At 28.7% G+C, this 20,601-nt stretch carries 19 protein-coding genes; 12 read left to right on the forward strand and 7 right to left on the reverse strand.

Going from position 1 to position 20,601, the window contains the following annotated elements; all coding sequences use genetic code 11:
- Positions 1-127: 127 nt before the first annotated feature.
- The 3 genes from BLT70_RS05485 to BLT70_RS05495 form a co-directional block, all read right to left on the reverse strand.
- Positions 128-736: a hypothetical protein gene (locus BLT70_RS05485; RefSeq protein ID WP_091892426.1), complete on the reverse strand. Its 609-nt coding sequence runs from the start codon at positions 734-736 to the stop codon at positions 128-130.
- A gap of 115 nt (positions 737-851) precedes the next feature.
- Positions 852-1,358 (reverse strand): 6,7-dimethyl-8-ribityllumazine synthase, encoded by a 507-nt coding sequence (ribH, locus tag BLT70_RS05490; protein WP_091892427.1) that lies wholly within the window; start codon positions 1,356-1,358, stop codon positions 852-854.
- Positions 1,359-1,430: 72 nt separating this feature from the next.
- The gene (locus tag BLT70_RS05495) at positions 1,431-2,198 is read right to left on the reverse strand and encodes a tol-pal system YbgF family protein (RefSeq protein ID WP_091892428.1); all 768 of its coding nucleotides are present in this window, start codon (positions 2,196-2,198) and stop codon (positions 1,431-1,433) included.
- Between the two features lie 114 nt (positions 2,199-2,312).
- Here BLT70_RS05495 and BLT70_RS05500 point away from each other — a divergent pair, with 114 nt between their 5' ends.
- Positions 2,313-3,392, forward strand: coding sequence for a DNA replication/repair protein RecF (locus BLT70_RS05500; protein ID WP_091892430.1), 1,080 nt, complete (start codon positions 2,313-2,315; stop codon positions 3,390-3,392).
- 98 nt (positions 3,393-3,490) lie between these two features.
- A complete protein-coding gene (locus BLT70_RS05505) occupies positions 3,491-3,787 on the forward strand; it encodes a DUF721 domain-containing protein (RefSeq protein WP_091892432.1) in 297 nt (98 codons plus the stop codon).
- Positions 3,788-4,004: 217 nt separating this feature from the next.
- Here BLT70_RS05505 and BLT70_RS05510 read toward each other — a convergent pair whose 3' ends face one another.
- On the reverse strand, positions 4,005-4,424 hold the full coding sequence (locus tag BLT70_RS05510; RefSeq protein WP_091892434.1) for a nucleoside-diphosphate kinase: 420 nt from the start codon (positions 4,422-4,424) through the stop codon (positions 4,005-4,007).
- A gap of 100 nt (positions 4,425-4,524) precedes the next feature.
- Here BLT70_RS05510 and BLT70_RS05515 point away from each other — a divergent pair, with 100 nt between their 5' ends.
- The 10 genes from BLT70_RS05515 to BLT70_RS05560 all read left to right on the forward strand — a co-directional run bounded on the left by BLT70_RS05515 (position 4,525) and on the right by BLT70_RS05560 (position 14,837).
- Complete coding sequence (locus BLT70_RS05515) at positions 4,525-5,553, forward strand: bifunctional oligoribonuclease/PAP phosphatase NrnA (protein ID WP_091892436.1); 1,029 nt, start codon at positions 4,525-4,527, stop codon at positions 5,551-5,553.
- Positions 5,543-6,073: a gliding motility-associated peptidyl-prolyl isomerase GldI gene (gldI, locus tag BLT70_RS05520; protein WP_091892438.1), complete on the forward strand. Its 531-nt coding sequence runs from the start codon at positions 5,543-5,545 to the stop codon at positions 6,071-6,073. The genes BLT70_RS05515 and gldI overlap by 11 nt, the downstream gene beginning before the upstream one ends.
- An 8-nt stretch (positions 6,074-6,081) precedes the next feature.
- Positions 6,082-6,810 carry an FKBP-type peptidyl-prolyl cis-trans isomerase gene (locus tag BLT70_RS05525; protein WP_091892440.1) on the forward strand — a complete coding sequence of 243 codons (729 nt, stop codon included), beginning with the start codon at positions 6,082-6,084 and terminating at the stop codon, positions 6,808-6,810.
- On the forward strand, positions 6,811-7,968 hold the full coding sequence (locus BLT70_RS05530) for a peptidylprolyl isomerase (protein WP_091892442.1): 1,158 nt from the start codon (positions 6,811-6,813) through the stop codon (positions 7,966-7,968). It begins immediately after the preceding gene.
- Position 7,969: 1 nt separating this feature from the next.
- Complete coding sequence (locus BLT70_RS05535) at positions 7,970-8,530, forward strand: phosphatase PAP2 family protein (RefSeq protein ID WP_091897442.1); 561 nt, start codon at positions 7,970-7,972, stop codon at positions 8,528-8,530.
- A gap of 344 nt (positions 8,531-8,874) precedes the next feature.
- Positions 8,875-11,301: a phenylalanine--tRNA ligase subunit beta gene (gene pheT / locus BLT70_RS05540; RefSeq protein WP_091892444.1), complete on the forward strand. Its 2,427-nt coding sequence runs from the start codon at positions 8,875-8,877 to the stop codon at positions 11,299-11,301.
- 44 nt (positions 11,302-11,345) lie between these two features.
- On the forward strand, positions 11,346-12,395 hold the full coding sequence (locus BLT70_RS05545; protein ID WP_091892446.1) for a quinone-dependent dihydroorotate dehydrogenase: 1,050 nt from the start codon (positions 11,346-11,348) through the stop codon (positions 12,393-12,395).
- Positions 12,396-12,432: 37 nt separating this feature from the next.
- Complete coding sequence (locus BLT70_RS05550; protein WP_091892448.1) at positions 12,433-13,047, forward strand: LysE family translocator; 615 nt, start codon at positions 12,433-12,435, stop codon at positions 13,045-13,047.
- A 140-nt stretch (positions 13,048-13,187) separates the two neighbouring features.
- Positions 13,188-14,579 carry an MATE family efflux transporter gene (locus tag BLT70_RS05555; protein ID WP_091892450.1) on the forward strand — a complete coding sequence of 464 codons (1,392 nt, stop codon included), beginning with the start codon at positions 13,188-13,190 and terminating at the stop codon, positions 14,577-14,579.
- Between the two features lie 30 nt (positions 14,580-14,609).
- Complete coding sequence (locus tag BLT70_RS05560) at positions 14,610-14,837, forward strand: hypothetical protein (protein WP_091892452.1); 228 nt, start codon at positions 14,610-14,612, stop codon at positions 14,835-14,837.
- A 286-nt stretch (positions 14,838-15,123) separates the two neighbouring features.
- Here the strand turns inward: BLT70_RS05560 and BLT70_RS05565 are convergent, their stop codons facing one another.
- From BLT70_RS05565 to BLT70_RS05575, 3 genes are all read right to left on the reverse strand, one after another.
- Entirely contained in the window at positions 15,124-17,841 is a 2,718-nt protein-coding gene (locus BLT70_RS05565; RefSeq protein ID WP_091892454.1) for a phosphoenolpyruvate carboxylase, read from the reverse strand.
- A 215-nt stretch (positions 17,842-18,056) separates the two neighbouring features.
- On the reverse strand, positions 18,057-19,211 hold the full coding sequence (locus BLT70_RS05570; RefSeq protein WP_091892456.1) for an iron-containing alcohol dehydrogenase: 1,155 nt from the start codon (positions 19,209-19,211) through the stop codon (positions 18,057-18,059).
- 283 nt (positions 19,212-19,494) lie between these two features.
- Positions 19,495-20,547, reverse strand: coding sequence for a M28 family metallopeptidase (locus BLT70_RS05575; protein ID WP_091892458.1), 1,053 nt, complete (start codon positions 20,545-20,547; stop codon positions 19,495-19,497).
- Positions 20,548-20,601 lie beyond the last annotated feature (54 nt).

A 20,601-nucleotide genomic window follows, 5' to 3' on the forward strand; every position in this document is an offset into this window, starting at 1 on the left:
ATAATCAATTATTATACCAATTTTAAGCTTCCAAATTTAAAGAATTAAAAGGAATGCGTCAAAGAATGATGTTAAAAGTATTCTTAAATGTTTTTAGATGGTTTTGAAAACCTTAACTAAATGTCTTTTATTTAAAATTTATTTCTTGAGTTTTCTCAATTAATTCTTCTCCTGATTGAAGAAAAATCTTAATTGTAAATATCGTTGTATCAGGAATATTATCAGATTTTGTCATATCAAGTTGAAAATAATCATCAGAATAATATTCATAATTATTGCTTATTTCTTTATTTTCTAGATATTCTTTTATTGCTATTTGTTTACCAAAATTATCATAAGTAGAAAAGTTATCGGTTACATCAATAACTTCACTATTTAGAGAGTTGGTTGCTAAAATTTGGATAGAAATAACAGGGGTATTATTAATATATTTATCTGGTGGACAACTACAGGCGTAAGCAGAAGAAAAGCCCAAAGAACTTATGTTTATTTTTGATTTTGTAAAGGCAATTTGTTTCAATTCAGATTCAATAAAAATTGATATTCCAAAAGAGTTTTTAGAAACAGGTTCTGTTGTTTCTCTATTTTGAAAGCCAGAAGTATCCCAAGATTTTATATTTAATTTTTTGTTTATCCTTTCGTAAGTTTTAATTGGTCCACAACTACAAGGATCACAAGACGTTGCTAAAAATTGTAAAAGAAATAATAAAGAAAGACAAATCAGTTTTTTATTCATAGCAATTAAGTAAATTTATAATTCAAAGTTAAAAAATTATATCAAGAATGGTGGTGATGTAATTTTAACTTTTCTATAAATTTTTTAATGCTGACAAAATAGTATGATTTTTTTCTTAAAAACCAATACTATCTGCTTTTTTACCTAGGTTTTTAAGAGCTGCCATTTTAATAGCTGCAACAGCACATTCTGTACCTTTATTTCCTAATTTACCACCAGATCTATCTAAAGATTGTTGTTTTGTATTGTCTGTTAAAACACAGAAAATTACAGGAACATCGTGTTTTATGTTTAAATCTACAATACCTTGTGTAACACCTTCGCAAACAAAATCGAAATGTTTTGTTTCACCTTGAATTACATTTCCAATAGCAATAATTGCATCTACTTTTTGAGATTGAATCATTTTTTTACAACCATACACTAATTCAAAACTTCCAGGAACATCCCAAGAAATAATGTTTTCGTTTGTTGCTCCACAATCTAAGAGAGTTTCAATTGCGCCTTTTTTTAAGTTTTGTGTAATCTCTGGATTCCATTCAGAAACAACAATCCCAAATCGAAAATTATTCGCATTTGGGATTGTAGCTTTATCGTAAACGGATAAATTTGTTGTTGCCATTTTTTAGTTTTAAGTTGTTAGCCTCTAGTTTTTAGTTGCAATTAACTGCTAACTGCGACCTAATTACTAAAACTATTCCGCGTATTTAGCAGCGTTTATGTATTTGTCAATATCTTTACCTTGGTCTGACTTAGCGTAGTCTTCTTTTATCTGCGTAAACAAATCTACAGCTTTGCTGTATTCTTTTAAAGACATTGCTGTTTGTGCTGCTTTGTATAAAAATAGAGGAGTTGTAAAATCATTTGCTTTTTTATTTGCTGCTTTTTCATAATAATCTAAAGCATCTTCTGGCTGATTAATATCAGAAAAAGCGTCACCAATTGCACCTAAAGAAACAGGGCCTAACATTTCATCATCAGAATTAAATTTACTTAAATATTCAATTCCTTTATCATATTGTTTCATTTGTAAATAAGAAACACCCGCATAATAATTAGCTAAATTTCCAGCATCAGTTCCGCTATAAGAATCAGCAATATCTATAAAACCATATTTACCATCTGCACCTTCTAAACCTAAATTTAGTAAAGAATCTATACCAGAACCTGCAGTTGCAGCTTCATCAAAATGTTTTCTTGGAAAAGCTAATTCGTTAGAAGCTTCTAATTCATTAGGCTCAATAATATATTTATTATAACCTAAAAAAGCTAAGAAAAGAACCACGATACCTATTAAAGTATAAAATAAAGGTTGACTATTTTTTTCTATCCATTGTTCAGATTTTGTAGCAGTTTCTTCTAAACTATGAAATACTTCAGCAGTTTCGAACTTAGCATCGTCTATTTGATTTTGCTCTTTTTTATCTTTTGCTTTAAATCCTTTTTTCTTGTATGTTGCCATATTTACTTAAAAATTAGTGGCGACAAAAATAGTTTTTTTAATTGGATTTTAAAAGAGGTTATTTCGCTAAATTTTCAATAATTTGCAATTCATTTTCAAACTTGTTTTTTATTCATGTATTTACAGAAAATTTCTTTAGTCAATTTTAAGAATATCGAATCGCAATCTTTTGATTTTCAGCAGAAAATAAATTGCTTTGTAGGCGATAATGGTGTTGGTAAAACCAATGTTTTAGATGCTATTTATTACTTGTCTTTTGCAAAAAGTTATTTTAATTCTGTCGCAATTCAGAATATAAAACACAATGAACCTTTTTTTATGATTGAAGGTGAATACATTTTAAACGACAGAACAGAGAAAATTGTATGTAGTTTAAAACGTGGACAAAAAAAAGTATTGAAAAGAAATGGTAAGAATTATGATAAGTTTTCTGAACACATTGGTCAAATTCCGTTAGTAATTATTTCGCCTGCGGATAGAGATTTGGTTACGGAAGGAAGTGACACAAGAAGAAAATTTATTGATGGTGTAATTTCTCAACAAAATAAAACTTATTTACAAGATTTAATTGCTTATAATAAGGTACTTAGTCAAAGAAATGCTTTGTTAAAGTATTTTGCTGCAAACAGAACTTTTGATGCTTTAAATTTAAGTGTTTACAATGAGCAGTTAGCTAATTTTGGAACTAAAATTCATGAAATTAGAAAAGAATTTTTAGAAAAATTTATTCCTATTTTTAATGAAAAATATCAAGTAATTTCTGGGGATAAAGAAAGTGTAAATTTGAAGTATAAAAGTCAGTTAGAAGATTTTACAATGTTAGAAAATTTACAAAAATCATTAGAAAAAGATAAGGTTTTACAATACACCTCTTCTGGGATTCATAGAGACGATTTAAGCTTTGAAATTGAAGAGTATCCTATAAAAAAGTTTGGTTCTCAAGGGCAACAAAAATCGTATTTAATTGCTTTAAAATTGGCGCAATTTGAGTTTATTAAGCAACAATCAAAAATAATTCCTATTTTATTGTTTGATGATATTTTTGATAAGTTGGATGAAAATAGAGTTTCACAATTGATAGATTTGGTAAATAATGATGAATTTGGTCAGATATTTATTACAGATACACATCAAGAAAGAACAGAAAATATTGTAAAACAGAGTAACAAACCTTACAAGATTTTTAAATTATAATCGTCATTACGAGGAAAAATGACGATGTAATCTGTTTAATATAATAAGATTGCCACATCTAGCGAAAAAACTAGATTCGCAATGACAAATCAAAAACAATGGCAAAAAGAGAAAACGATTCATTTTCAATTCAGGATTTAATGCAAAGTTTTATCAAGGAAAATAACTTGAGTAAAGGAATGCAAAAAATTAAAGTAGAAGAAACTTGGTGTAAAATGATGGGGCCAGGAGTTGAAACGCACACAACTTCTGTAAAATTACAGAATAAGACATTAATTATTCAGTTAAATTCATCGGTTTTAAGAGAAGAATTAAGTTACGGAAAAGATAAAATTATTAAAATGATGAATGAAGAATTAGGTGATGAAGTAATTACTAAACTGATGTTGGTTTAAATTTCTAAAGTTTTTCTAACATAAGACGTTTATGATTTCATTTTAGTGGCTAATAATCTATGTAAGTTAAGTGAATAATCTATGTAAGTTAAGTGTTTCACTTTTTTCTTTCAGAAGCAAGTTAAATTAGTTATTATTTATACAATTTAAACACAAAAAAACTCGCAACTATTAAGTTACGAGTTTAAATATATTTTAAACTAAGAATTAAAAATCCTTAAAATTGGTCTCTTCCAGAAAAGTGAAAGTTTCCTTCAATAGCAGCATTTTCATCAGAATCAGAACCATGTACAGCATTTTCTCCCATAGAAGTTGCGTATAATTTTCTAATTGTTCCTTCAGCAGCATCCGCAGGATTTGTAGCACCAATTAAAGTTCTAAAATCTTCTACAGCATTTTCTTTTTCTAAGATTGCAGCTACGATTGGTCCACGAGTCATAAACTCAACTAATTCTCCAAAAAACGGACGCTCATTATGCACAGCATAAAAAGTTTCAGCATCAGCTTTTGTCATTTGAGTTTTCTTTAAAGCTACAATTCTAAATCCTGCAGCATTCATTTTTTCTAGTATTGCACCTGTATGCCCGTTTTCTACAGCATCTGGTTTAAGCATTGTAAATGTTCTATTTGTTGCCATTCTTTTACTTTTATTTTTTAAATAGATGATTGTGAAGGTGTTTCACAAATTCGGCGCGAAATTACATAAAAATTTTAATTAAATTGTATATTTGTGCCTTATGATTTTAAAAGGATTCGAAGAATTAAAAACGTTTTTAGAAAAACCTAAAAATATAGTTATTGTTGGGCATAGAAATCCTGATGGAGATGCTATGGGGTCTACTTTGGCTTTAAAACTATATTTAGATAAAAAAGGTCATAGTTGTACAGTTGTTGTGCCAAATGAATATCCAGATTTTTTACACTGGTTACCTAGTTCAGATACAACTTATCGCTTTGATTGGCAAAATACCCAGTCTCAAAGAGCAATTAATAATTCTGATATTATTTTTCTGTTAGATTTTAATGCGTTACATAGAGTAGGTTCTGATATGCAAAAAACATTAGAAAAATATCCAAATGATTTTGCTATGATAGATCATCATCAACAGCCAGATGATGTAAAATATATGTATTCTGATGTTGAAATTTGTTCTACATGCCAAATGGTGTATCAATTTATAGAAATGAATGCAGATTTAGCTTTAATTGATGCTGATATCGCAACTTGTATTTATACAGGTATAATGACAGATACTGGCTCTTTTAGATTTAGATCTACAACGAGTACTACGCATAGAATTATTGCCAATTTAATTGATAAGGGAGCTAAAAATGATAGAATTCATAACAATGTATACGATGCAAATTCATATAATAGATTGTTGTTATTAGGTAAAGCTTTAAGTAATTTACAAATTTTACCTACATATAATACTGCGTATATAACTTTAACTTCAGAAGAAAAAAAACGTTTCGATTTTCAAAAAGGAGATACAGAAGGTGTTGTAAATTATGCATTGTCTTTAAAAGGAATAGTTTTTGCTGCTATTTTTATTGAAGATGAGGAACAAGGAATAATTAAAATTTCTTTTAGATCTAAAGGTGAATTTTCTGTAAATCAATTTGCAAGAAATTATTTTCATGGTGGCGGACACGATAATGCTGCAGGTGGAAAATCTAATGATTCAATGGAAAATACCATTATAAAATTTACAAGTTTATTGCCTAAATATAAATCAGAATTAGAAACTTCTTATGAAGAATAGTTATTTTTTTTTCTTAATAATGTTTTGTTTTTCTTGTTCTAAAATTGAACCAAGAAAACCTATCAATTCAAAACCTTCAACAACATTATATAATGAAACGATTAAAGAGGCAATTTCTTTAAATAAAATTGAAGATGATAAAATTCTTCAATTGATAAAAAATGATTCTACTAAAGTATATTTGCAATCTTCACAAGGATTTTGGTATACATATATTCATAAAATAGAAGAAAATTTGCCAACACCTAAAAATGGAGACGAAGTAATTTTTGAATATGAGATCAGAAATTTAAGTGATTCTTTAATCTACAGTAAAAAAGATTTAGGGATTAAAAGTTATGTAGTTGATAAAGAGGATTTTATTTCTGGATTACAAAAAGGAATAAAGTTGATGAAAATAGGAGAAACCATTACATTTGTGCTTCCTTCATACAGCGCCTTTGGCATTACTGGAGATGGAAATAAAATAGGAATTAATCAATCGATAATTAGTACAGTAACATTAACAAACATTAAATAAATAGAAAAATGAGAATACTAAAAAGTTTAGTAGTTGTAGTAGCAATAGCATCTTTGACTTCATGTACAGGTCAAAAAGCTGATGTAAAATCTTTAGAAACAGAAATTGATTCTGCAAGTTATGCCTTAGGTATGGACATGGCGTTAAAAGTAAAAGCAAACTTTAGTGAAGCTAATACAGATTTATTTTTGCAAGGATATAGAAACGGAATGGATTCTACAAACCTATTAATTGCTGATAAAGATTTAAATAATTTTTTAAGAGATTTCTTTCAAAAACAACAGGTTGCTAAACAAAAAGAAATGCAAGAAAAAGCGGCTAAAGAGGCAGAGGTAAAGTTTGCTGATGTTAAAAAAGCAGGTGAAGATTTTTTAGCAGTAAATAAAACTAAAGAAGGAGTAATTACTACTGATAGTGGATTACAATATATCGTTTTAAAAGAAGGAAAAGGTGATTTAGTTTTACCAACTTCAAAAATTAAAATTCATTATCATGGAACAACAATAGATGATCAAGTATTTGATAGCTCTGTTGATAGAAAACAACCTTACGAATCTAATGCAAATCAATTTATACCTGGTTTTAACGAAGCTTTAGCTTTAATGAATACTGGCGCAAAATATAGAGTATTTATTCCACAAGAATTAGCTTATGGAGTGCAACAAAGAGGAGAATTAATTAAGCCTTTTTCTGCTTTAATTTTTGAAATAGAATTGTTAGAAATTATTAAAAAATAAATGAAAAACGGTATTTACATTTTCTTAGCTTTTGTTTTATTATCTAGTTGTACCTCAGAAAAGTATAAGAACTTAAACGATGGTTTGTATGCAGAAATACAAACTAATAAGGGCGATATTTTTCTAGAGCTATATGCAGATGATGCACCAATGACAGTTGCTAATTTTGTCTCTTTAGCAGAAGGAACTAATAATAGAGTGTCTGATTCTTTTAAAGGGAAAAAATATTTTGATGGATTAACTTTTCATAGAGTTGTAGAAAACTTTATTATTCAAGGAGGAGATCCAACAGCAACAGGAACTGGAACTGCTGGTTATAGATTTGGAGATGAATTTACCAAAGATAAAGACGGTAGATTATTGCATGCTCATGATGATGCAGGAATTTTATCTATGGCAAATGGTGGGCCAGAAAGTAATGGTAGTCAGTTTTTTATTACACATAAAGCGATACCTCACTTAGACGGAAAACACACTGTTTTTGGTAAAACAACTATTGATAATCTACAATTAAATACCTTAAAAAAGCAAATAAAAGATTCTGTAAAACTTAAAAAAGCTATCGATTCTTTACGTATGGTTGTTGTGAATAATATACAACAAGCAGACACAATGCTTACTGTAAAAATAATTAGATTAGGAGAAAAAGCAACATCTTTTGATGCTGCTAAAGTTTTTGATGATGAGCTAATTAAATATGCAGAAAGTAAAAAAGAAAGAGAACAAAACGAAATTGATGCAGATATAGCTAGATATTCTAGATATTTAGAAGATAAAGCAGTTTTTTTAGCAGAAATGGGTGAATCTAAAGCTGTAAAAACAGAATCTGGTTTGCGTATTTTAATGCTAAAGAAAAATCCGAAAGGAGAAAAAGTTGTAGATCACAAACCAATTAAAACTAATTTTACATTATATATTGCTGATGGCACAAAAATTCAATCTACAGAAGAAACTGGAGAGCCATTTGTGTTTCAGTTAAATGATGCAGATAAACCAATGATAACTGGTTTTGAAGAAGGAGTTGCTACCTTAAGAGCAGGTGAAAAAGCTAGGCTTTTTATTCCTTATTATATTGGTTTTGGTGAAGCGAAATATGGACCTTTTCCAGCAAAATCCGATTTGGTTTTTGAAGTAGAAATCTTAGAAATTGGTAAATAATTTGTTAGACTCACTTATACAGAAAGACAAAGAATTACTTATTTTCTTAAATAATTTAGGAAGTGAACAATGGGATTCATTTTGGTTGATTATTACCAACCAATTTTCTTGGACTCCGTTGTTCCTTTTTATGTTCTATTTAATATTTAAAACCTTTGGATGGAAAAAAGGAGGTTTTGTAATAGTATCTCTTATTGTTTTAGTCGCTTTTTCAGATCAGTTTGTAAACTTAATTAAAAACTCTGTAGAAAGATTAAGACCAAATAATGATCCTGAAATTAATCATTTATTGAGGCATTTAAAAAATCCACAAAGTTTTAGTTTTATTTCTGGTCACGCAACAACATCAACATTTTTCTCGGTATTTATGATTCTTTTGCTAAGAGAAAATTATAAATACATTTACCTTATTTTATTTTTTCCATTATTTTTTGCGTATAGTAGATTGTACCTAGGTGTACATTATCCGTTAGATATTTCTCTAGGAATTTTAACTGGTATTTTACTGGCAAATGGATATTATTTTCTTTTTAAGAAGATTGATAAAAAACTATTTACTTAGACTTAGAGTGTCTAATTTAAAACATAATTTCATCAGCAAATAATAGTTTTATCAGGATATAAAAGTATAAGCTACTAATTAATTTTTACTTTATACTTAATTCTGATTACGTCTTGTATTTTAAATTATAACTATAAATTCTTAGTTGTAATTTTAATAATTTCATTTTTATTTGCATAATTTTAGTTTTAAATAATTGATTTTTAGATAAATAAAATAATGTTGTTCCTTTTTTTAATTCGTTAAAAATTACTGTAGAATATATTCATTTTAATGGGGTTTTGTGTTAATTAAGTTGATAAAAAACTTTAAATTTGCAGGATTAAAATTTTCAAAAAAAGCAGATGAAAATATCATACAATTGGTTACAACAATTTTTACAAATTAACTGGGAACCTACTATAACAGGAGAGTTATTAACCGATTTAGGTTTAGAAGTTGAAGGAATCGAAACTAAAGAATCTATAAAAGGAAGTTTAAAAGGTATTGTTGTAGGTAAAGTTTTAACTTGTATTCAGCATCCAAATGCAGACAGATTAAAAATAACTACTGTAGATTTAGGAGACGGTAATCCTTTACAAATTGTTTGTGGAGCTCCAAATGTTGCTGCTGGTCAAAAAGTACCTGTCGCTACAATTGGTACAACTTTATATGATGAAAAAGGCGAAGGTTTTAAAATTAAAAAAGGTAAAATTAGAGGAGAAGAAAGCCATGGAATGATTTGTGCCGAAGACGAATTGGGTCTAGGAAAAGGACATGACGGAATTCTAGTTTTAGATGAAAATATAAAAGAAGGAACAACTGCTGCAGAAGTTTTTAAAATAGAAACAGATTATGTTTTCGAAATTGGTTTAACGCCAAATAGATCTGATGCAATGAGCCATTTTGGTGTTGCTAGAGATTTAAGAGCTGGTTTAATTCAAAAAGGAAATAAATTAGAATTAATTTCTCCTTCTGTAAGTGATTTTCATGTAGATGAAAGAACGTTACGTTTTGATATAGAAGTTGAGGATAAAGAATTAATTCCTCGTTATTGCGGAATTGCGATTACAGATATTACTGTAAAAGATTCTCCAAAATGGATGCAAAATAGACTTAAAGCAATTGGTATTACGCCAAAAAATAATATTGTAGATATTACAAATTATGTGTTGCATGAGTTAGGGCAACCTTTACACGCTTTTGATGCTCAGAAAGTTAAAGGAAATAAAATTATTGTAAAAACCTTAGAAGAAGGAACTAAATTTACAACGTTAGATGCTGTAGAAAGAACACTTTCTGCTGATGATATTATGATTTGTGATGGAGATTCTAATCCTCTTTGCATTGGTGGTGTTTTCGGCGGATTAAATTCTGGTGTTACAGAAAATACAACATCAATATTTTTAGAAAGTGCTTATTTTAATCCGGTTTCGATTAGAAAAACTGCTAAAAGACACGCTTTAAATACTGATGCTTCTTTTCGTTTTGAACGCGGAATTGACATCAGCAGTACAGAATATGCTTTAAAAAGAGCAGCGTTATTAATTGAAAAATATGCAGGAGGAAAATTAGCTTCTGATGTTTCTGATTTTTATCCAGTAAAAGTTGAAGATTTTCAAGTGTTTTTCTCTTACGAAAATGCGTACAGATTAATTGGTCAAGAAATACCAAAAGATACTATAAAAAACATTTTAGCTTCTTTAGAAATTAAAATAAATAGTGAAACCGAAAGCGGCTTAGGATTAACAATTCCTTCTTATAGAACAGATGTTCAGCGAGAAGCAGATATTATTGAAGAAATTTTACGTGTGTATGGCTATAATAATATTGAGTTTTCTCATAAATTAAACACGTCAATTTCTTTCGATTCTAACAAAGTTACGAAGATTGAAAATGTGGTTGCAAATCAATTAAGTTCTTTAGGATTTAATGAAACAATGGCAAATTCTTTAACAAAAGCATCTTATACAGATTTATCAGACAATTTAAATGATGAAGCTAATGTTGTAATGTTAAATCCTTTGAGTACAGATTTAGGCGTAATGCGTCAATCATTATTATTTAGTGGTTTAGAGTCTGTTTCTTATAACTTAAACAGAAAAAACAATTCTTTAAAATTTTATGAATTCGGTAAAACGTATCATAAATATAACGATAAATATCAAGAAGATAAGCATTTAACTCTTTTTATAACTGGTAACAGAACAAAAGAATCTTGGAAAACAACTACTACAACTTCTGATTTCTTTTATGTAAAAGGAATTATTACAGCTGTTTTAAATAGATTAGGTATTAATAATTTAAAAACTACACCTACTAAAAGCGATATATTTTCAGAAGGAATCACTTTAAGTTTAGGGAAAATTAAATTAGTAGATTTTGGAGTTGTAAAACGTTCTCTTTTAAAAGAATTCGGAATTAAGCAAGAAGTTTTATTTGCTGATTTTAATTGGGAAAACGTTTTAAAATTATCAACAAAGAGAAATACTAAAGTTATAGAGTTATCTAAATTTCCATCAGTAAAAAGAGATTTAGCCTTATTGATTGATAGTAAAACTGAATTTAAACAAGTTTACAATTTAGCATTTCAATCAGAAAAAAGTTTATTAAAAGAAGTAGATTTATTTGATGTTTATGAAGGCGATAAATTGCCAGATGGTAAAAAATCGTATGCAGTTAGTTTTGTTTTACAAGATGAAAAAAAGACTTTAGAAGACAAGCAAATTGATAAAATAATGCAAAAATTACAGCAAACTTTCGAGAAGAACTTAGAAGCTGTTTTAAGATAAATTAATAAGCTCCTTTTTAGGAGCTTTTTTTATATTTAAGAAATATGTACAAACTTATTATTAGACCCATTTTTTTTCTTTTTGATCCAGAGAAAATACATTATTTTACTTTTTATTTGATAAAATTTTTATGTAAGATTCCTTTTGTTTCTAATATTTTTAGAAGTTTATATCAAATAAATGATAAAAAATTAGAACGTACTTTATTTGGATTAAGTTTTAAGAACCCTGTTGGTTTAGCTGCTGGTTTTGACAAAAATGCAGTTTTATATAATGAGCTTGCAAACTTTGGTTTTGGTTTTATAGAAATAGGAACAGTAACACCTAAAGGACAAGTAGGAAATCCGAAGAAAAGATTATTTCGTTTAAAAGATGATCAAGGAATTATAAATAGAATGGGGTTTAATAACGAAGGTTTACAAACTGCAATTCAACAATTAAAAAAGAATAAAGGCAAGGTTATTATTGGTGGAAATATTGGTAAAAACACACAAACTTTACCAGAAAATTATACAGCAGATTATCTTGAATGCTTAAAAGGTTTGCATCCTTATGTAGATTATTTTGTGCTAAATGTAAGTTGCCCAAATGTGGGAAGTCATGCAAAATTAAATGATAAAGACTATTTAGTAGAGTTGATTTCCGCTTGTCAGAAATTAAATAGTGAACTTTCTAAAACTAGTCAATCAAAATTAAAACCAATTTTGCTTAAAATTGCTCCGGATTTAAATAATCAGCAATTAGATGAAATTATAGAATTGGTTGCAGAAACTAAAATAGACGGAGTAATAGCTTCAAATACATCAACAAATAGAGATAATTTAAAAGTTTCTAAAGAACGTTTAGCTGCAATTGGTAATGGAGGCGTAAGTGGACAACCAATTAAAGATCAGAGCACGAAAGTGATTAAATATTTGGCAGATAATTCTAATAAATCTTTTCCAATAATTGGAGTAGGAGGTATTCATTCTGAAAAAGATGCTTTAGAAAAAATTGAAGTAGGTGCAGATTTAGTTCAAATTTATACAGGTTTTATTTATGAAGGACCAGGTTTAGTAAAAAGAATTAACAAAGCAATTTTAACAAATGGTTAATTTGTTTTTCTGAACTGTTTTAGAATCTCATTAAAATATGACAGAAACCCTTTTATCTTTTGCAATTGCAACAGCTATTTTAGCAATTTCTCCAGGTCCAGATAATATTTTTGTTTTAACACAAAGTATTGTAAATGGTAAAAAGTTTGGATTGGCAACTGTGTTTGGTCTAATTTCTGGTTGTTTAGTACACACAACTTTGTTGGCTTTTGGAGTTTCTGCAATTATAAAAGAATCAGAAAATTTATTTTTTTCGATTAAATTATTTGGTGCAATTTACTTATTATATTTAGCTTTTAAAGTCTATAAATCTGATGCTTCTATTCTTTTATCAGAAGAAAATGTAGAAAAGAAAACTACTTTACAGCTGTTTAAACAAGGGTTTATTATGAATGTTTTAAATCCGAAAGTTTCTATTTTCTTTTTAGCTTTTTTTCCAGGGTTTTTATTTTCTGATAGTATTTCCACTGTAATTCAGTTTTATGTATTAGGACTTTTATTTATGTTAGTTTCATTAGTTATATTTTCTACAATCGCAATTTTAGCAGGAGTGATATCAGAAAAAATTAAAGAAAATAAAAATATTGGATTATATCTAAAATGGATTCAAATTATTGTTTTTGTATTAATTGCTGTTTTTATTTTAATATAATATAATTTTTAAGTTAATAAATCTTCTTTAATTTAATAAATAAAAATTCATTTTTCTTTATTAGATTATAAAATACATTGTCTATGACGTCTTTTAGCATTTCAAATTTGTACTTTTGCAAACTGTAATAATTATAAAAAGTGAAAATAGTACAATATACATCAGAATTTAAATACAATCTAAAACTTGCTGCTCCTGTAATGTTAGGGATGTTGGGGCATACATTTGTTAGTTTTATAGATAATATTATGGTTGGTCAATTGGGAACCGCAGAATTGGCTGCTGTTTCTTTAGGAAATAGTTTTATGTTTATTGCCATGTCTATTGGTATTGGTTTTTCTACGGCAATAACTCCATTAATAGCAGAAGCAGATTCATCAGATAATTTACAACAAGCAAGAGCTACCTATAAAAGTGGTTTATTTTTATGTACAACCTTGGGTATTGTACTTTTTTTGGGTGTTTTCTTTTCTAAACCTTTAATGTATTTAATGAAACAACCAAAAGAAGTTGTGGAATTGGCAATTCCGTATTTAGATTTGGTAGCATTTTCATTAATTCCTTTAGTTATTTTTCAGGCAATTAAGCAGTTTAGCGATGGAATGTCTATGACAAGATATCCTATGTATGCAACTTTATTGTCTAACGTTATTAATGTGGTGCTAAACTATTTACTGATTTTTGGTAAATTCGGGTTTCCAGAAATGGGGATTGTGGGTGCAGCTTATGGTACCTTAGTTTCTAGATTGGTAATGGTTATTTACTTATGGTTATTATTACGATATAAAAAAAGGTCTGCGCAAATTGTAAAAAATATAAAATTCTTTGTTTTAGATATTTTAACGATTAAAAAAATTGTAAATCTAGGTTCTTTAAGTGCTATGCAAATGCTTTTTGAAGTTGCTATTTTTACTGCAGCAGTATGGCTAAGTGGTACGTTGGGGAAAAACCCACAGGCAGCAAATCAAATAGCATTAAACTTATCTTCTATGACATTTATGGTGGCAACCGGATTAAGTGTTGCTGCTATGGTTAGAGTAGGAAACCAGAAAGGATTACAGAGTTATAAAGAGCTACGTAGAATAGCATTTTCTATCTTTTTATTAGGAGTATTGTTAGCAATGTTTTTTGCATTATTGTTCTTTATATTTCATAAAAATTTGCCTCATATGTATGTAGATTTAAAGGATGTTACAAATTATATGGACAACATGGAAGTCGTTTCAATTGCGGCTAATTTATTGATTGCAGCTGCATTTTTTCAAATATCAGATAGTATACAAGTTGTTTTTTTAGGTGCTTTACGTGGTTTACAAGATGTTAAAGTCCCTACAATACTAACTTTTATTTCTTATTGGGTGGTTGGTTTTCCTGTTTCTTATTTTTTAGGAAGTGAAGAAATGTATGGAAGTTTTGGTATTTGGTTAGGCTTATTAGCAGGATTAACAACAGCTTCTATTTTATTATTTATCAGATTTAATTCATTAACTTTAAAGTTGATTAAAGAGAAAGAAATTACAAACGAAATGTAAACTTTTTATCAAAAAAATAAATAAAACAAAATGAACTTACCTAAATTTTTATTAGCCGATAACAGCAATTTTCCTGATGATATTTTTGTGTTACACACAGAATTTCCTCGTTTTATTATCAATTTAAAAGATGATGAAATAGAATGGTTTGAAGATTTAACGGGAGAAAATGAAGAAGATATTGCTACAGAATTAGCCGATTTAATGGATAAAGCTGGTGCTTTTTATGATGAAGAAATGAAAGAGTATGATGAGTAATATTCGCTAACTTAATGCTGATATGATGTCCGTTTTAATGACTTATTTCAGTCGTTAGCGAAGTTGATTTTTTTAGTTATAAATACAACTGTATTTTACTTAGTTATTTTTGAAGACTAAATAATTTATGGAAGTAAGGTTTTATAATATTTCTAAAACTAAAGAAGATTCTTCTGTAGTTATAAAAGTTATAAAAAAAAACCATATCAATTTTAAATTTGATATGGTTTTCTAATTTTAAAGGTTAACGAAAAAGTATATTCTTTTTCGATGAAGAATCAATCTTCTAACCAGTTCCTTTTAAACCACCAGATAACGCATTTACTAATAATAATAGCATTAATAATAATTGACTGTCTTCTTTTGGATCACCTTCTTTATTTTGTCTCCATTTTGTAAGAGATTCTATTTGAATAAAGTGTAAAATATCTAATGCTTCTTTTCTAAGTTTATTATTTTCTAATTTAGAGATTCTTCGTTTTTCTGCAGAAGCACTCAATAAACTTTCAATCTGTTTTAAACATCTTTCATAATCAGATAAAATAAGATTCATAAGTTCTGTTTTAACATCAGAATCATGCACCAAATCAGCAAAAGATTTCATAATATCTGTATCAGAATTTAAAAGATTTGTTTCAATTTCAATTAGGTCATATTTAAGAAAAAGCCATTCTTTTGCAACCGTTTTTAAATACTCAAAATCTTCTGGAAATTGTTCTTCAAATTCAGCAAGAGCAGCTCCAGTTCCAAACCATCCTGTAAGGTTAAATCTGGATTGATTCCAGCTAAAAACCCAAGGTATAGATCGAAGATCGTTTAATGATCTCTGCCCTGTTCTACGTGCTGGTCTAGAGCCAATTTTACTTTGTTCTAATACGTCAATTGGTGTAGCTTCGCTATAGAATTTTATAAAATTAGGATGATCTAATAAGCTTCTGTAATTTTTTCTAGACATTTCTACAAGACGATCCATAATATCATACAATTTTTGGTTTTTAACCTTGTTGCTAGATATCATTGCTTGACGAGCTGTACCAGAAATCATCATTTCTAAATTATAACAAGCATTTAGGCGATTTGCAAATTGATCTGCAATGGTTTCACCTTGCACTGTCATTTTAATATGGCCACTTACAGATCCGTTTGGCATACTTTCTAAAAATCTATGAACTTTTCCACCTCCACGGCTTATTGTTCCTCCACGTCCGTGAAAAAAGCAAAGTTTAATACCTAGTTTATCACCAACTTCTGTAAGGTTTTCTTCGGCTTTATAAATTGTCCATCTGCTAGTTAAAATTCCACCATCTTTGTTACTATCACTATAACCTAGCATTACTTCTTGTACTAAGTCTTCTTTGTTTTTTCTTATTTCTTGAACCGTTGGATGCGTTAAAAATGATTCTAAAATATCTGGTCCGGCAATTAAATCATCAATAGTTTCTAATAACGGAACAACAGGTAAATTAGCATCTTTTAAACCTACTTCTCTTAAGAATAAATAAACCAGAAGTAAATCACTTAAACTACGTGTCATACTTACAATTAGAGATCCAATACCATCAGATCCATGTAAGTCTACAAATGTTTTTATTTCTTTAAAATAACCTAAAACATTATCTGCTTCAGTGCCACATTTGGTTCCAGAAACTAAAAAGGGTCTGTTACTTAATAATTCTTGATTTATAAAATCTAATCTTTTTTCTTCTGTCCAACTTGCATAATCAGCATCTGCAAAACCAGAAGCTGTAAGTATTTGCGTAATAGCTTTTTCATGATATTCACTATTTTGTCTAATATCTAATTTTGCAAGGTGGAAACCAAAACATTCTAAAGATCTTTCAACAGGAAATAAACATTTTAAATTTATTTGATTTGCGCCTAATTTAATTAAAAGATTTCTTAGTTTTTGTAATTCTATCGCTAAACTTTCTGGTCTATAAAAATAACAATCTTTATCAAGGTTAAAAGATTCATTTAGCGTGTTTTCTAAACGTACAATTAATAAATTAATAAATTGACGTAAAGGCTCTGATGGATTTCTATCTAAAGCTTTTTGCCCAGCTTTGCCTAATTTTTCTGCACTTGTTTTTAAACTTGTTAAAAAATCAGAAGGAATTGCATTTAAATATTCTGAAAAACTGAGTTCTTTAGCTAAAAGAAGCAATTCTTTTTTCATTATTTTTAAAGCAGCTTCTCTATGTAATTTAAGCGTAGAAGCAGAAAATTCTGGAGTTACGTATGGATGTCCGTCTCTATCTCCACCAACCCAACTTCCAAATTCTATTTTAGGAAACTGTTCTGGGCGTTCTAGGTTTTCAGGAGAAAAGCCCATATATTTCCAAGCATCAAGTAAACGTTGATCTGTTAAACGTAAAGCTTGCGGTAGTACGTTTTCAAAGTAATGCATTACATTACTACGTTCGTCGTCTAATCTTGGTTTTTGTAAATAAATTTCTCCTGTACGCCACCAACGCTCTAATAAACTTTTAATTTCTTGTCTAATTACATTGCGCTCTGAAATAGACCAAAGAGGATTTTCATTTTTAACTAAAAGTATGTAAAGTTCTCTATGAATATCTAATACTGTTAATCTTTTTGCTTCTGATGGATGTGCCGTAAATACAGGCATTACCTTAATTTTAGGTAATAAAGCTATTATTTCTTGTTCTTCAATTCCAGATGTTTTCCATAAGTTTAAAGTTTCTCCCCAAGATCCGCGAATATTTTCTAAACCAAATTGAGTTTCAGTTTTTCTACGAAATTGAGTTGCTGCATTTTCTTCTACCGAATTAAGAAGCTCAAAGCAAATACCTATTGCTTGTGCTACTTTTTCATCAGAAACCTTTTCATTACTTAATAAAGGTTGATTGTTTTCAAATGGAAGCATTGCCGCCATTTTATCTTCACCTAGTGATTGAAGCATTTCTCTAAATATAGAAATCAGATAATTAAAATCTGTCCTTATTTTTTGAAGCCCTTCTCGCTCTAATGTTTCTTTTTCCATTAAATATTGTTGAATTTAATATTGTTTAATAATTTATCTTAAGTTTTAGGGAACTTTAATATTGAATTACCTTAAGCACAAGTATCTAATATATGTGATAGGTTGATTAGCAAATTTATCATTTTTTATTAAAAACTACAACTTTGATTTTACTCATTTATTATTATAACAAAAAAAACCTCACTTTTGTGAGGTTTTAAGTACTTAATTTTTATTTACATTGCTGCTTTATAAATTGCAATTGTATCTTCTAAAGTTACCTCTCTAGGATTTCCTCCAGTACAAACATCTGCCAGCGCATTTTTAGCCATTTCTTCAAAATCTTCTTCTTTTACGCCTAACTCTTTTAAACCAGAAGGAATACCAACCGATTTTGAAAGTGCTTTAATTGCTGAAATAGCAGCATTAGCTCCTTGTGTATCACTCATTTCTAAAACACCAACCCCCATAGCTCTAGCAACTTTTTTAAGTTTATGAGCACAAGCAGGAATATTAAATTGCTCTACATGAGGTAATAAAATTGCATTTGCAACTCCATGAGGCATATCATACATACCACCTAATTGATGCGCCATAGAATGCACATAACCAAGCCCTGCATTAGAAAATGCTTGACCAGCAATAAATTGTCCCCAAGCCATTTTACTTCTAGCTTCAAGATTTTGACCATCAACAACTGCTATTTCTAAACTTTGTGAAATTAGTTTAATTGCTTCTAAAGCTAAAGCATCAGACCAACCAAAAGCCCCTTTTGTTACATAGGTTTCTATAGCGTGTGTTAATGCATCCATACCTGTAGCCGCAGTTAAAGCAGCTGGTTTTCCTAGCATTAATTTAGGATCGTTTACTGCAATTGACACTAAACAATTTTTATCAACCATAACCATTTTAATATGGCGTTTTTCATCAGTAATTACATAATTAATAGTTACTTCACTTGCTGTACCTGCTGTAGTGTTAATTGCTACGATAGGTAATGATTTATGTTTTGATAAATTAATTCCTTCATAATCACCTATTTTACCTCCATTTGTTGCTAAAATTCCAATTGCTTTTCCACAATCTTGTGGAGATCCACCACCTAATGTTAAGATAAAATCACAATTGTTTTCTTGCAATAGCTTTAAACCTTTATTTACATTTTTAGTTGTTGGGTTTGGTTGCACATCATCATACAATACAATTTCAATGTTTGAAGCTTTCATTACTTCTATTACTTTTTGAGCTACTCCAATTTTAACTAAAATTTGGTCAGTAACAAAAAGAGCTTTTTTGTATGGAAGGCTTTTTAGTTCTTCTCCAAGATCATTTAATGCTCCAGGTCCTATTAAGCTTAATGGCGGTAAATAAATTCTTCTGTTTTGTAACATTCTTAATTTTTTTATTTGTTTTTAATAAGACAAATGTATTCTTCTATTTTTTTAAGATTAATGACTATTATCAATGTTTAAATTTATCAATTTCATTCATTTCAAAACAAAATTTTATCTGCTATTTGTGTTGTTAGTAATGTGTTGTTTTATAGTGGTTTGTGGTGTTTTTTTTTGACAATAAATATTAGTTTTAAAATTTTTTTAAAACAAATTGATCGATTTGAGCAAAAAAAAAACCTCACGTAGGTGAGATTTTTAATGTTATGAAGCATGAAAAAAATTATTTATCTTTTTCTTCCTTTTTAATTTCTGCTTTATCAGCAATAATTCTTGTTTCTCTGTTAGCAACTTCCCAAGCTGTATAAAAAACCAAACGTGTTCTGTTTTCTAACAATTCGTAATTAATTTTGTCTGGTGTATCTGTATGTTTGTGATAATCTGCATGTGTACCATTAAAGTAGAAAATAATTGGCACATTATATTGCGCAAAGTTATAATGATCAGATCTGTAATAGTAACGATTTGGATCATTTTCATCATTATATTTATAATCTAAATTAATGTTTGTGTATTTTTTATTTACTTCTTCAGATATGTTGTGTAATTCTGTACTTAATTTATCAGAACCAATTAAATATACATAATTTGGATCTTCTTTATGTCTATCGTCAATTCTACCAACCATATCAATATTTAAATCACAAACTGTATTTGCGATAGGAAATAAAGGGTTTTCTGTATAATATTTAGATCCTAATAAACCTTTTTCTTCCCCAGTAACATGTAAAAATAATATAGAACGTTTTGGTCCTTTACCAGCATCAGCAGCCATTTTAAAAGCTTCTGCAATTTCTAAAAGAGCTACAGTTCCAGAACCATCATCATCTGCACCGTTGTAAATTTTACCATTTTTAATACCTTCATGGTCTAAATGTGCAGAAATTACTACAATTTCATCTGGTTTTTCTGTTCCTTTAATAAAAGCAACAACATTTTCTGAATCATTAAATTTACCACGACGAGAGTTTTTGTTTAACCATTCTGATGGTACTTTTTGAAAATAATCATCACTTCCTTCAGCAGCGGGGATTTCTTTACTTACATAATAGTTTTTTAAATATTCAACTGCCTTTTTTTGACCAGGTTCACCAGTATTTCTACCTTCAAATTCATCAGAAGCATAAATAAATAAGTGAGTTCCTAAATCTTTTGCAGTAATTGTTGCAGCGTATTTTGCAGCTTGATCTACATTTGCATCTTCTTTTGGTGCATTTTTACTAGAACCGCACGCAATAAAAGCCAATGCACTAGCAACATAAAGTATTTTTTTCATCTATTAAAAAGTATTTAATTTGTTTACAACTCAAAAGTAACAAAAAGTTACTGT

Origin of the sequence: Polaribacter sp. KT25b (genome assembly GCF_900105145.1) — a bacterium.
In the GTDB taxonomy this organism is placed as follows: domain Bacteria; phylum Bacteroidota; class Bacteroidia; order Flavobacteriales; family Flavobacteriaceae; genus Polaribacter.

What these genes read in the sequence shown, in the direction of transcription:
- BLT70_RS05530 (WP_091892442.1), top strand. Translation starts at nt 6,811, where the DNA reads ATGAAAAACGGTATTTACATTTTCTTAGCTTTTGTTTTATTATCTAGT.
- BLT70_RS05515 (WP_091892436.1), top strand. Translation starts at nt 4,525, where the DNA reads ATGATTTTAAAAGGATTCGAAGAATTAAAAACGTTTTTAGAAAAACCT.
- BLT70_RS05570 (WP_091892456.1), bottom strand. Translation starts at nt 19,211, where the DNA reads ATGTTACAAAACAGAAGAATTTATTTACCGCCATTAAGCTTAATAGGA.
- BLT70_RS05545 (WP_091892446.1), top strand. Translation starts at nt 11,346, where the DNA reads ATGTACAAACTTATTATTAGACCCATTTTTTTTCTTTTTGATCCAGAG.
- pheT (WP_091892444.1), top strand. Translation starts at nt 8,875, where the DNA reads ATGAAAATATCATACAATTGGTTACAACAATTTTTACAAATTAACTGG.
- BLT70_RS05510 (WP_091892434.1), bottom strand. Translation starts at nt 4,424, where the DNA reads ATGGCAACAAATAGAACATTTACAATGCTTAAACCAGATGCTGTAGAA.
- gldI (WP_091892438.1), top strand. Translation starts at nt 5,543, where the DNA reads ATGAAGAATAGTTATTTTTTTTTCTTAATAATGTTTTGTTTTTCTTGT.
- ribH (WP_091892427.1), bottom strand. Translation starts at nt 1,358, where the DNA reads ATGGCAACAACAAATTTATCCGTTTACGATAAAGCTACAATCCCAAAT.
- BLT70_RS05495 (WP_091892428.1), bottom strand. Translation starts at nt 2,198, where the DNA reads ATGGCAACATACAAGAAAAAAGGATTTAAAGCAAAAGATAAAAAAGAG.
- BLT70_RS05565 (WP_091892454.1), bottom strand. Translation starts at nt 17,841, where the DNA reads ATGGAAAAAGAAACATTAGAGCGAGAAGGGCTTCAAAAAATAAGGACA.
- BLT70_RS05500 (WP_091892430.1), top strand. Translation starts at nt 2,313, where the DNA reads ATGTATTTACAGAAAATTTCTTTAGTCAATTTTAAGAATATCGAATCG.
- BLT70_RS05485 (WP_091892426.1), bottom strand. Translation starts at nt 736, where the DNA reads ATGAATAAAAAACTGATTTGTCTTTCTTTATTATTTCTTTTACAATTT.
- BLT70_RS05575 (WP_091892458.1), bottom strand. Translation starts at nt 20,547, where the DNA reads ATGAAAAAAATACTTTATGTTGCTAGTGCATTGGCTTTTATTGCGTGC.
- BLT70_RS05560 (WP_091892452.1), top strand. Translation starts at nt 14,610, where the DNA reads ATGAACTTACCTAAATTTTTATTAGCCGATAACAGCAATTTTCCTGAT.
- BLT70_RS05505 (WP_091892432.1), top strand. Translation starts at nt 3,491, where the DNA reads ATGGCAAAAAGAGAAAACGATTCATTTTCAATTCAGGATTTAATGCAA.
- BLT70_RS05525 (WP_091892440.1), top strand. Translation starts at nt 6,082, where the DNA reads ATGAGAATACTAAAAAGTTTAGTAGTTGTAGTAGCAATAGCATCTTTG.
- BLT70_RS05550 (WP_091892448.1), top strand. Translation starts at nt 12,433, where the DNA reads ATGACAGAAACCCTTTTATCTTTTGCAATTGCAACAGCTATTTTAGCA.